The 12,749-nt window shown below is 45.2% G+C and carries 9 protein-coding genes; 3 read left to right on the forward strand and 6 right to left on the reverse strand.

Going from position 1 to position 12,749, the window contains the following annotated elements; genetic code table 11:
* The 5 genes from ACH2DQ_RS27640 to ACH2DQ_RS27660 form a co-directional block, all read right to left on the reverse strand.
* A partial coding sequence (locus tag ACH2DQ_RS27640) for a discoidin domain-containing protein (RefSeq protein WP_395028717.1) occupies positions 1-2,570 on the reverse strand: 2,570 nt, incomplete at its 3' end.
* A gap of 80 nt (positions 2,571-2,650) precedes the next feature.
* Positions 2,651-4,126 carry a sulfatase-like hydrolase/transferase gene (locus ACH2DQ_RS27645; protein ID WP_394912142.1) on the reverse strand — a complete coding sequence of 492 codons (1,476 nt, stop codon included), beginning with the start codon at positions 4,124-4,126 and terminating at the stop codon, positions 2,651-2,653.
* A gap of 1 nt (position 4,127) precedes the next feature.
* Entirely contained in the window at positions 4,128-5,792 is a 1,665-nt protein-coding gene (locus ACH2DQ_RS27650; protein WP_394912141.1) for an extracellular solute-binding protein, read from the reverse strand.
* A 40-nt stretch (positions 5,793-5,832) separates the two neighbouring features.
* Positions 5,833-6,771, reverse strand: a complete 939-nt coding sequence (locus tag ACH2DQ_RS27655) for a carbohydrate ABC transporter permease (RefSeq protein ID WP_394912140.1) — start codon at positions 6,769-6,771, stop codon at positions 5,833-5,835.
* Between the two features lie 14 nt (positions 6,772-6,785).
* Positions 6,786-7,745: an ABC transporter permease gene (locus tag ACH2DQ_RS27660; protein ID WP_394912139.1), complete on the reverse strand. Its 960-nt coding sequence runs from the start codon at positions 7,743-7,745 to the stop codon at positions 6,786-6,788.
* Positions 7,746-8,220: 475 nt separating this feature from the next.
* Here ACH2DQ_RS27660 and ACH2DQ_RS27665 point away from each other — a divergent pair, with 475 nt between their 5' ends.
* Genes ACH2DQ_RS27665 through ACH2DQ_RS27675 form a run of 3 tightly spaced genes read left to right on the forward strand, consistent with a single transcriptional unit; the run spans position 8,221 to position 12,486 of the window.
* Complete coding sequence (locus ACH2DQ_RS27665; RefSeq protein ID WP_394912138.1) at positions 8,221-9,309, forward strand: response regulator; 1,089 nt, start codon at positions 8,221-8,223, stop codon at positions 9,307-9,309.
* Between the two features lie 2 nt (positions 9,310-9,311).
* A complete protein-coding gene (locus ACH2DQ_RS27670; RefSeq protein WP_394912137.1) occupies positions 9,312-11,096 on the forward strand; it encodes a sensor histidine kinase in 1,785 nt (594 codons plus the stop codon).
* Positions 11,097-11,121: 25 nt separating this feature from the next.
* Complete coding sequence (locus ACH2DQ_RS27675) at positions 11,122-12,486, forward strand: alpha-L-fucosidase (RefSeq protein WP_394912136.1); 1,365 nt, start codon at positions 11,122-11,124, stop codon at positions 12,484-12,486.
* Between the two features lie 29 nt (positions 12,487-12,515).
* Here ACH2DQ_RS27675 and ACH2DQ_RS27680 read toward each other — a convergent pair.
* The coding region (locus tag ACH2DQ_RS27680; RefSeq protein WP_395028719.1) for a hypothetical protein at positions 12,516-12,749 on the reverse strand (234 nt) is incomplete at its 5' end.

The raw sequence follows: 12,749 nt of genomic DNA on the forward strand, positions 1-12,749 counted from the left end.
TCCCAGTTTCCCTCACTTGTACGGTATTCCAGATCAAATCCTGTGATATTACTTCCGGATTCATTTATGGTAACTTTATTGATCATGTAGGAACCGGAAAATTTCTTATCAAGTGTAATCGGATAAGCCGCGTCGCTTGCTGCTGCCCAGGAAGTAGAAATATCCTGGTCAAAAGCTGCTTCTGCCTGTTCCGGATTGGAAGAAGCATCTGCGGACACATCAGACCAGAAATAAAGTTCTGCCGCTCCACCGCCCATGGTAATTTCCAGGGTATTGTCTGCGCCAATCTCCACTGCCTCTATCTTGCCTGTTTCCCGGTTGACCTTCTTCAGCTGCGGATGGTCCTTTGCAAAAGTCAGAGTAATATGCTGCATTGTTTCTTCTTCACTTCCATCATCCACCTGAATCCAGTTCTTTCCATTGTTTCCTGACTGTGCAGCCTTTTTCATTCCATCAAAAAGACCATTTACTACCATAAATCCCTTCGGATAACTGCATCCGAAATAATCAGTCAGTTCTTTGGAGGTCAGCCCCGGAAGAGGATTAAAGTAACCCAGAACCACATCTCCCGGATTTCCTCCATTTACGGTACCCAGATTCTCAGCTTCTACACCGGATATATAATATTCCATGTTTTTCTCTGTATTGTCTTCAAAGCTTCCCATTCCCCCAACTACATCCGTAGCCGGCCGGCTGGCTGCCGTATTGGGATTCCCGCTGGCGTTAAGCCCCGTTTTCGTTACAAGGGTATCGCTGTTTAACCGGATCAAAGCATCCCCCATATTTTTTGTCTGGCGGATAATATCAGCCCATTCATAGTAAGAGCGTTTTGGTGTTCCGTCATAGTCAAATAAGAAGCATTCATCAAAAGCAAATTCTGTCCGCCATAAATCCAGCCACTTCATTCCCATTGCCAGTGAAACATTATTGATCATATATTTCTGTGATTCTGTAAGGTCACGGTCGAATGCGGACACATACTGTCCAAAGAGGATCGGCATGGTTCCGTCTCCGGTGAGTCCGGCAAGTGCCGCTTCTCTCTGCCAGCTGCTGGACATAATTACGTTTCTTGTAGACCCGGTATCATTGTCCCATCCGGTACCGTTATAATAATAGTTGTCATGGGTCAGCAGATCCGGCTGTGCAATTTCCGTAAATACATGCATTGGCTCGGCATTATTATTCTCCCATCCTCTGCCGAGAGCCTGGTTGGAATGCAGAATGACGCCGGGATAGTTTTCTTTGCTCCAGTCAAACCACTTTTTAAATAAATTTACTTCTGTGAGGCTGTATAGTCCTTCATCCCCAAAACAGGAGCTGACAAAGTTGGCAACATACGGGCGCATCTCTTCCGGGAGGTAATCCCTTGGCTCTCCGGCTCCACTCATGGCATTGCCGCCCCATGGTGCTTTTGCAATTCCCCATTGTGCATTAGGCGTATACTTAAAAAATTCCGTATTTTCCAGCGGCGGATCGTAAAAAATTAATCCGGTCAGTTCACTGCCCTTATATTCTTTTGCATCATAAGTTCCCCTTCCGTAATCACCGCTGGCAACCCAGGATGTATACTGGAATCCTTTATCCATCAGAATTTCCTGTCCACGTGAAATATTGGGGTTGGAGGGTACGACACACTCCTGATTGATCTCTTCACTGGATGGCTCCGGAATACTGGGATCACCAGGCTCATAACCGTAGATCATCATTTCTTTTATCTCCGGAATCAGACTCATTTCATATTGTGTATAGGAGAATCGGATGTATCTTCCTGTGTAGTTATCTCCGAATTCATAACGGTGAAACTGTCTGGATGGATCGGTAATCTGTCTTGGGGTGCGGTTTCTTAAATTTCCTTTTTCAAATACCGTTGTCCACTCTTCACTTCCGTCTTCCCGAACCTGCACACCCACCATGTTTTTCCATATGCTGTTCTGTCCCCAGTCTTCCGGGGTATTAAGCAGTGCCGTCATTCTGCTCACCACATAATTCTGTCCTAAGTCAAAATCAATGTACTGACCAACCACCTCTTTAGCATTGGAAGCATTTGGTTTCCAGCCAACCGATTCATTCTTGTCAATGGCTTTTGCGGCTTCAAATCCCTCCTGCTCACTTTTGGCTGAAACACTCCTCACTTCAATTAAGGATCTGCCGCGGTAGTCCGTATTCTCTTTCTGAATCAGGACATGATATGTTTTTGCACTGTCTCCATTGGTTACCTGTATTGTAATGTCCGCCTGCTGTTTCTGGTCAAATTCCACTGCCTGTCTGCCGTAATTATTAGCTTTTGAGACATCTGCAGAATTCACTATGTTACCGTTAATATTCACTTTCGCTTCGGAATCGGACGGAACCGCCCATACATTCAGCTTTTTAACGCTCATATAGGCGGTGCCCGTGTACTCTGTCTGCTCCGGATTAAATTCCTGCTGAATTAGCGGCACCTCATTTACAACGAGTTTCAACAAATCCGCACTTCCCGGTTCTGCTGCTTTTGCAAGAAGCCCCATTTCCGGAATACCTGCCAAAAGCAGAATAAGTGCCAAAAACATACTGATTAGTCTCTTTCCCATACCCTTTTTCCTCCTATTCCATTTGAAAACCCCACCCCATAGCGTTTTATAACTGGCAGCAGGGCATAAAATCAGTTTCATTACTCCTTATTCTGATATTTCGGTGAATTTGCATAAGTTCTGTTTCCCCTGGAGTACCACCCCGGCCTGCACAACTGACCAAAACCGGTCACTCCTTCCCGGGACGCATCCATTTTAGGATCTGCATACCGGATAAACCACCGGGTCAGCCTGTCCAGAAGCTCTTTCTCCACAGTTTCATATTCTTCCCTGCCAATGAGGTTATCCGTCTCCTGGGGATCGCAGCTTAAATGGTACAGTTCATCCGGTCCGTAGGGATAACGGTGAATCAGCTTCCATTCCCTGGTACGGATCATCCGGTTAGGGCCATATTCATCATACACCACAACTTCTCCGTCATCCTTTTGAGCACCGGTAAGCAATACCTCTTTAAAGCTCTTCCCCGGAAGATTCTCTGGCAGTTCCACCGGAATTTGAACCAGATCCAGCAGCGTATGCATAAAGTCATACTGGCTGTGCATGCTTTCCGCTGTAATACCCTCCGGTATCTTCCCGCGCCAGGATGCAAGAAACGGTACTTTCACTGCTGTATCATATAGATTGAACGGGAATGTTCCGTTTCCTTTGCCCCAGATTCCATGGTGTCCCATATTCATACCATTGTCAGCCATAAACATAACGATGGTATTCTGTCTGATTCCAAGTTCATCCAGTCTGTCAAGTATCTTCCCAACCCCTGCGTCCATAGCGGACACTGCCGCATAATAACCTCTTAACAGCGACTTGCGGACCTCTCCGGTACCGGATGGAGCGCTTTCAATTTGGTTTGGATGTACCGGAAGATCCGGGACGGAACGGAAGCTGCAGTCCCGGTATAGCTCCACGAATTCTCCTGGATGCTGTTCTTCATCCCAGGGGTCGTGGGGAGCTGTGTAATGGATGCTCAGATAAAACGGGGGCTCTTCCCCGCTCATTGCATCCAGGTAAGAAACTGCTTTTTCCGTGATCAGATCCGTTACATACCGGTTGTCAAAGTGTAGTTCACCATCTTCAATCATATCCGGCTTATAATACTGACACCCCCCTCTGGCAATGGTATACCAGCGTGTAAATCCATGCTGGGGGTTCCTGCTGTCACCCAGATGCCACTTCCCGGCAAGGGCGCAGCTGTAGTGGTTCTCCGCCAGAACATCCGTGTAAGTAAGCATTCCCTCCAGGTAGGGAATCGCTTTTCCTTCACTTGCATAATAAGGGTCCTCTTTTTTTCCACCAAGGCTCTCCCGATCCAGATTCCCCGAACGGATCCAGTCATGCACACCGTGCTGGGACGGAATCCTTCCGGTGAGAATGGATGCCCTTGCGGGTGAGCACACCGGGGAAGTGCAAAAGAAGTTTTCAAACCTCATTCCTTCTTTTGCAAGACGGTCCAGATTCGGTGTTCTGATTTCTTCATTTCCAGCACAGTGCATTGCCCATGCCCCCTGGTCATCCGTCAGGATAAATACTATATTTGGTTTTTCCTTCCCTTCTTTCATTTTATTTCTGGTCCTTAATCTGGCTGCTGATCTCACTTAACAGCTCATCCACACCGTTTTCCTCCAGTTGTTTCAGGAATTCCGGAATCTTTTCCTCGGGATCTACCATACCGGATTCCAGCGCCGGTCCATACTGTGCCACCACGTTTGTCACAGAAGCAATTACCGTTTCTACCGTAGTAGTGTCAACCATAAATCCATTGTGTTTTGCTGTAATGCTCTTGCCGTTGTATTCCTCGAACAATTCTACAATATTTTCAGGATATGAGATATCCCATTTCTGATTGAACGGTGTTCCAAACTGCCATCCAAAAGTGTAATCATAGCCGTTCTTATCCGGTGAAAGTGTACCGCCCATAGTCCGGTCAATCTGGTTGTCACCCACTGCTGTATAATGTTCGCCTTCAATACCATGGCGGATTAAAGTTCCCACATACTGGTCTGTATTCAACAGGTTAATGAATTCCAGGGCTTTTTCCGGATGTTCGCTTCCGGATGAAATTGCAAGCAGTCCGCCAAGAGCGCTTCTCGTTTCAAATATCGGCATAGTCAGATCGATGGATGTAATTCCGTGTCCCGCCGTTGTCTCCAGCATCTGTGCCGCACCGGGGGCATTCGCTGTCACATAGGAAAACAGATTTCCGTTGTTAAAATCGTTATCTCTGTTTGCAATGTCAGAATCATACTGTACCGGGTCCTTGGAGATGTAGCCATTCTGATACCATCCGTGCACCATCTTGCAATATTCCATATATTCCGGTGTGGCATACTGGTTGAACACTTCCTCCTGGTCTGTGAAGAGGTTCGTTTCCGGAATTGCAGATGCACCCGGTAAAGCAGGCGTACCTGTCAGGGATTCAAAGGGAACACCCAGCTGGAATCCACTGTTAAGTCCTGATAACCCAATCACATTTTTTCCTTCTGCCTGGGATTTTTCTTTGACGGTTTTTAAAACTTCTGTATAGTCATTTAACGTCTTAACCTTACTCAAATCAATTCCATATTCCTTTGCCATATCACTGTTTGCATAGATCGAACCCTGCCAGCCCATTTCTTTATAAGAGGGCACTCCGTATATCTTGCCGTCTACCTTTACCGCATCCCACTCCTCCTGGGGAATAAAGTCATAGGTTTCTTTCGCATACTGGGGAAGCAGCTCTGTGATATCCATAAACGCATCTCTTGTGGCAAACTGGGCATAATTTGTGGTCCAGTTTGCAGTAAAGCAGATATCAAAGTATTCACCGGAATTGATATACGTAGGCATCTTCTCTTTATAATCGGGATTGGCAATGACCTGATAGTCAATTTCAACCCCAATTTTATCTCTGGTGTATTCATTTAATTTTTCAATCACCTTATCGGTGTCCGGTGCTACGGGGTTAATGGACATATACCATTTTAATGTTACAATGTCATCCGAACCAGACGTCTTAGACTCTGAAGCCGCATCTTTTGTGTCTGATGAGTTTGATGCTCCATCATCTGTGTCCTTTGAATCTGATGCCCCAGTTTCTGAGCCTTTTGACTCCGCTGCCCCTTGTTCCGTGCCTTTGGCATTTGTCTCAGAAGCCGCAGAACCTGTCTCTCCAGTGCCCCCGCACCCTCCCAGCAGTGCAGCTGCCATAGAGATAGCCAGTACAGCTGCGATTGTCTTTCTTTTCATACCTGTTCCTCCTTAAACTAATCATTTTATATACTATCTGTCAGCCCTTCACTCCTCCAACCGTCAATCCTTTTACAAAGTATTTCTGGAAGAATGGATAAGCCAGCAGAATAGGTATCACAACTAATACCGTCAGCGCCATACGTCCGCTGTCAGTAGGTGCGGACTTTGCAACCTCCGCATACTCCAGGGCATTGGATGCCGACTGCTTCACCGATTCCAGGCTGTTTTGCACGCTCCACAGCAAGGTCTGGATCGGGTATTTTTTCTGATCCATGATATAAAGCATCCCCAGGAACCAGTCGTTCCAATAGGCAATCATGGTAAACAGGGAAATGGTGGCTATTCCCGGTTTTGACAACGGAAATACCACTTTCAGGAAAGTATTGAATTCACCGGATCCATCGATCCTCGCCGCTTCAATAATCTCCATTGGTATGCTCTTATAAAAGGTTCGCAGTACCACCACATAAAAAGCATTAAAACTCATGGGGAGTATCAGTGACCATATGGAATTTCCCAGATGCAGAAATTGGGTATTCACAATATAGCTTGGTACCATTCCCCCGTTAAACAACATCGTAAACAGCATCATATACGTTAATATTTTGTTATAACGGTAATCTGACCTGGATAGTACATAGGCAAACAGGCAGGTGATAAACACGCTGAACAATGTGCCAAAGACCGTGACGAAAATAGTCACTCCATATGACCGGACGATCTGGTCTCCCAGGCGGAAGAAATACCGGTATGCTTCCAGGCTCAGTTCGGATGGAAAAAAGCTGTATCCGTTCTGATAGATACTGTTTTCGCTGCTGAAAGACACAATTACCACCAGAAGCAGCGGCAGCACACAGGACAATGCCATAACCGTCAGGAGAATATTCCAGATGACATTGGACTTTCCCGATATCCGGTTAAAATCCGGATTGGATTCCAGCAGCTCCTCTTTCTTTCTTTTCTTTGAAGCACTCATGCCGATTCCCTCCCTTAAAACAGTGCACTTTCTTTATCTATTTTTCTTACAAACATATTGGAAACCACCACCAGTACACATCCCACTACGGACTGGTAAAGGTTTGCAGCCGTTGCCATTCCGATATTGCCCGTTTCCTTCAGCGCACGGTATAAATACGTATCGATAACGTTTGTCACCGGGAATAACGGTCCGTTATTTCTCGGCATCTGATAGAACAGCCCGAAATCGGCAAAAAAGATTTTTCCAATTGCCAAAATGGACAGGATAATCATCATAGAGCGCATACATGGTATGGTAATATAGCGGATCTGCTGCCATTTCGTGGCGCCATCCATGACCGCAGCTTCATAGTAATCCCCCGGAATCCCCGTCAGGCATCCAAGATACATAACGGTAGAATATCCTACTGTTTTCCAGATCTGGACAATTACAAGGATAACCGGCCAGTATTTCGGATCGCTGTACCAGTTGACCCCCTCCTTACCGAACAGCTCCAATAACCGGTTAAACAATCCGTTATCCACGCTTAACAGTGCAAACCCTACAAAAGAAACCACTACCCAGGATAAAAAATAAGGTGCCATAAATATGGTCTGGAAAACCTTTGATCTCCTCTTATTCCACAGTTCATTCAGCACTATGGCAATTGCAACCGCAATCACCAGGTCAATGACCAGAAATAAGATATTGTAAAGCAGTGTGTTTCTTGTAATGATAAATGCATCTGAGCTTTTAAATAAAAACTTAAAGTTGTCTAATCCTATGTATTCACTGCCAAAAATCCCTTTTCGAACATTAAATTTCTTAAATGCCAAAAGAATTCCGCTTAAAGGCAGATATCTGAACAAAATCATAATTACAACTGCCGGAAGTGCCATCAGAGTCAAAGGCAGATTTTTCTTAAAATAAAGCATTCTCTTTCTGGCGGCGCCGGAAGCTCCGGCTCTGTTACCGTTTGTTTTCATATGCATTTTATCCTCCTTTCCATCCCCTGACCATCTCAGGGGTCCTTTCATATCCCGAGCAACGAGCCAAACGGACACGCTGGCGCGTCCATTTGGTGATTGTCGCGAGGATTGTTGAACGTCCAGTGGACGTTCGTTAAGCAACTTCTGTACATGTCCCCGGTTCTATTACCTTTTCTATTATACAAGTACCGACCCCGACAGAACAACTTGACTTTTTTTTGATAAGGTGCACTATTTTTCTGCGTTTGCCACGTTTACTTGTCTCTTCCTATAAAATCCGTTATAATCTAAAAATGGAACAAAGTTCGGACAAAGTTCACACAATTGATTTTGAATTAGCATAATTCTGCTTCATATGCTCCAGAAATCAAGTGAGTACAGCGTTCTAGCTGTTGGTTCTTGAATAGCACAAGCGTGCAAATTGATCAAATATAAGGTTATAACAGGCTTTAGGGTCTGTATAAAAGAAGGGAGAATTATGAATATATTATTAATTGATGATGAAAAGTACGCTGTGGAAGGTCTGATATCCATGCTGGACTGGAAGCGTTTTGACGGTACCCTGACCGGAACTGCTTCTAATGGAAAAGACGCCCTGGAACTGATAAAGCTTTCGCCTCCGGACGTTATTATATCGGATATCAAAATGCCAGTGATGGATGGCCTGGAACTGGCGAAAGAAATTTTTTTGCAGAACTGGGAAATAAAACTGATTCTGTTAAGTGCACATGGAGAATTTACCTATGCGCAAAAAGCGATCCAATACGGGGTAACTGATTATATTTTAAAGCCGGTAACAAGACAAAAGCTCCAAGACCTGGAGGAACTGCTGCTGCGGATCAACCAGGAAAAGAAATTCCGAAAGGACACTTATTTAAAATCATGGAGTCCCTCCTTGAAGGATGAGATCCTTACCGCACTAAGAGAATGTGATTTGAAATTTTTTGATTGTTATTTTTCTTCTGAAGATTACTTCGGTCCTATGAAAAGCCAGGAAGGCAATGCACTTGGAACCCAGCTTCTGAATTATCTGTTTTCCTATTTTGAACAGCTCAATATTTCTCAGTCTGTATTAGAAACATCCAGATCCAAGACGCTGAGCCAGTTTTACGATCTGCCAAACCCTGAGGAGAAAATTAATTTTATCATTACCCGTTACAGCGATGTCATGACTGCCAGCAGCAGACAGCGCCATGCAAGTACCGACACGCTGGTGGAGACGGCACGGGAATACATGGGGAAACATTTTGATTCTCCGGCATTTAATATCTCCTATCTAGCGGATTCCATGAATGTATCTATTTCTTATCTGAGTACTATATTCAAGCAGTCCACCTGTGAAAATCTGAGTACTTATCTGACAAATCTGCGTATGGAAAAGGCAAAAGAACTGCTCCGTGACGTGCAGTATCCTATTTCGGAAGTGGCCCTGAAGTCCGGATACGAGGATTCCAGATATTTTGCAAAATATTTTAAGAAGCAGATGAACATGAAACCCAGCGAGTACCGTAACTTATGTATTCAAAAATCGCTGAATCTGAAAAAAGCATCTGACCGGACGGTATAAACATGGGAATAAAAAAGAAAATATTTTTAGCGTTTTCCTGCGGAATCTTAGTCATTACGCTCTTATCCTACGCCTTTATCTTCATTCTCTTCCGTCAGGGATATGAGACTGAAATAATGCGCTATCAGAAATCAGCAGTGTCGATGAATTCAAATATGGTTGAAAGTTTCCTGGATTCTATACGACAGACCTCCTTGCGGATCATTGGAGATGAAGCCATCGGCATCTACTTAAGTACCGGTCAGGTCACTGACGCTCTGGAACAAATTAAAATCCAGCAGTCCATCACCAACCAGTTCTCTCATTATTCCACTGATCAGATTCTGGGCAGCAGCCTGTACCTGAAAAACACACTGTTTCTCAATGACCGCCTGCCCATTTCAGAATTTTTTCGTAGCGAGACATTGAATACCAATCCTTTTGTATCTACCAGCAACATCTTTGCCGATACCGAAGTAAAAAAAGAGGACTGGTATCTGCAGTTAATGGAATCCGGTAAAAGGAGCCGCATCTTCCTGGATCCCCAGACGAATAATTTCTGTTTTGCACAGATCATACATAATAACTACTATACCGGCCCCTATTCCAAAGAAGGTCAGGGGGTGATGGTAATCAGTATTGCATCCAAAGATCTGGCACGTACCTTTGCCCTTGAGCCAATCAGTGATAACAGCGGCTATGCCATTTTCAGCAGCCAGCAGGAGCTTTTATTTTCAAGCAATGCCCAGGAATCCCTTTACCTGGAAGCCTGTGACCGGTTCATGGCAAGAAAGTCATTTGGCGGAGAAATTGTTGCACTGGATAATCAGCGGTATGTAATGAGCCTGAACTCCCTGGAACGATATGATCTGAAAATATTATTTCTGACCCCTTACCAGGATATCCAGTCTCAGCTTAGTCACCTGATGCGCTTTTATCTGCTGTTTGTACTAATGATCTTTTTGGTTCTGATGGCTGGTATTTACCTGATTTCCAATCGTTTCACACGCCCAATTATCCGTTTGGCAAAGACCATCAGCTCCATACATGATACCAGGAATTTTTCGTTAGACACCCTGCATTTTACCAAAGATAAGGAAATCGTCATGCTCTGTGACAGCTTTTCACAGCTGATCACACACAACAACCAGCTGATCCGGGATATTCAAACCCAGACGGAACAGCAGAAGCGGTCCGAGCTGCGGGCTCTTCAGGCACAAATCAATCCCCATTTTATCTTCAATGCCATGGATATTGTAAACTGGATGGCGCTTTCAAAAAATGAAGACAGTATCGCAGAAATTGTATCATCCATTGCAAACCTGATGCGGTACAGCATTACGGACCCGGATAAACTTGTTCCTGTCTTAAGTGAACTGGAAAATATCCAGGAATATATCAACATCCAGCAGCTGAGGCATACCCAGAAACTAATGCTGGATATAGACACTACAGAAGACCTGAATTCCGTATACATCCCCAAATTCACTCTGCAGCCTCTGATTGAAAACTCCATTTCCCATGGACTGGTGGAAAGCGATCAAGACCTGCACATTCAGGTTCATATCTACCGGTCATCCCATGGCGTCATCATTGATATTACGGATGACGGGGCAGGCTGCGATGCTGGAGAGCTCAATAAGTTTCTGGAACACTCCGGGGATACTTCCCTGAAAGTTTCCAACGGATTTGGCATCCGTAATATCAATGAGCGGATCCGGTTAAATTTTAAGGGGGAAAGCGGACTGACTTACCGAAAAAACTCCGCCGGCGTTCTCACTGCCCGTATCACTTTCGACAACAACTAAACTAAATATATGGAGGTAACTGATCATGAAAGAACAAGTAGTAACAAATGGAATACACACCTATACCGATGCTCAAAAATATGTTCCTGCAGACAACCCGGCTGTCCGGGAACACATTCAATGGTTTATGGGATTAAAGCTGGGCATCATGATGCACTGGGCACCCGGCTGCCAGCTGGGCACTTATGAATCCTGGCCGCTCTCAGACGGAGACGGATCCTGGTCCCAGGAGGACGTGGACTGGACAGACATTCCCACTTTTAAGGAACAATATCGGAATGCAAATAAGACTTTCAATCCGGTAAAATTCCGCCCGGACCGCTGGGCGTCTCTGGCAAAGGAGTGCGGTTTCCGGTACCTCCTGTTTACCAACAAACACCACGATGGATTCTGCATGTTTGATACGGACACTACCGATTACAAAATCACCCACGAATCCTGCCCTTTTCATACCTCGCCCTATGCAGACATTGCCGGGTCTTTGTATGATGCATTCCGTAAAGAAGGGCTTGCCATCTCTGCTTACTTCTCCAAACCCGACTGGAACTGTGACTATTACTGGCACCGAGAATTTGGCACAGCACCATCCCGCAATGTAAATTATAATGTGAGCGAACATCCTGAACTCTGGGAAAAATTTATAGAATTTACCCACCGGCAAATACTGGAACTGGGAAGAAACTACGGAAAAATAGATGTGCTTTGGCTGGATGGCGGTTGGGTCAGCAGTGATAATCTGAACCAGGACATCTATCTGGAAAAAGTAGTGGAAACCCTGCGCAATACCACCCAGCCTCACCTGATCGTCTGTGACCGCTGTGTGGGAGGACCTTACGAGAATATAATCACTCCAGAAAAGCAGATTCCCGACCAGCCCCTGTTCGTTCCCTGGGAAACCTGCGCTACGATTGGGGAAAAGTTTTCTTTTCATTATACCGATCACTTTAAAACCGGCAGGGAACTTGTCCATATGCTTCTGGACGTGGTGAGTAAAGGCGGTAACCTGGCGCTTAATATCGCTCCCCAGCCCGATGGCGAGCTGCCAAAACCGGCCGTAGACTCCATGAAAGACCTGGGACGATGGCTGTCTCTGTTCGGAGAGGGAATCTATGAGACATCAATCATCCCACCTTATTTCCAGGAAAGGATCAAGTATACGAAAAAATCCTCTGCCATATACGCTTTCTATCTGTACGAAGAAAAACCCTGTCTCCCACCTATACTAACCCTTGACCTAGATGCAGATATCCGGGAAATCCGCTCCATGCGGACAGGAGAAGTGCTTCCTTATAAGCAGGAAAACGGGCGGATCATGCTTTATACAGAGAGCCTTTGTACCGAGCAGGCTTTTTATGCAGAGGGATTTCGTATAGACACAGTAGGTCACTAGAACTACAGCGATCGTTTTATATGTGCTCATTACGGAAAACAGGGTGACTTTTCATCCTCTTTTACACATAAACAACCGAAACATACTACACTGCATCCAATAAAGAACAGCCAGCCACAGCCCAGGGGTTCCAAAATGCTGAGAAAACCAGCTTTGTGGCGATAGACTGAATCTCGGAAAGATGGGGGTGGGAAACTGGTATGGGCGTAGGAAGCGTAGAGCAGAGCTGAGTATTTACTTACCTTTTCGGAGTGTTTTTTGGC

It is taken from the genome of Robinsoniella sp., assembly GCF_034124845.1.